This window comes from Parvimonas sp. D9 (assembly GCF_035282565.1).
GTDB lineage: Bacteria > Bacillota > Clostridia > Tissierellales > Peptoniphilaceae > Parvimonas > Parvimonas micra.
In genome coordinates this window covers 1-245 of the sequence record NZ_JAYKBM010000241.1, presented here as the reverse complement: position 1 = coordinate 245, position 245 = coordinate 1, and the positions used below count along the sequence as shown (strand labels likewise).

Below are 245 nucleotides of genomic sequence, written 5' to 3'. Positions count from 1 at the left end.
ACTCTCGTTCTTTCAAGCAAATAAGACATCATTCAAGAAATTATTATCCCCAAAAATGCTGCAGCACAATCTGCAATCATAATGTTCATTGTAGAACTCAATATACTATCTCTTGTAATCATTTGTTTCCAAAATCTAAATGAAATATTTCTTTCAGACAATGGCTTACCCATATTTATAGTTACAGAAGTAAGAGCAAATGTTATAAACGGAACTATTACTACTATAAAAGAAAAAATTGAAAC

Annotated in this window: 1 pseudogene; it reads right to left on the bottom strand. The window is 29.0% G+C overall.

Going from position 1 to position 245, the window contains the following annotated elements:
• Window positions 1–32 precede the first annotated feature (32 nt).
• Window positions 33–245 (bottom strand): annotated as a pseudogene (locus tag VJI94_RS08725) (iron ABC transporter permease); the annotation flags it as partial.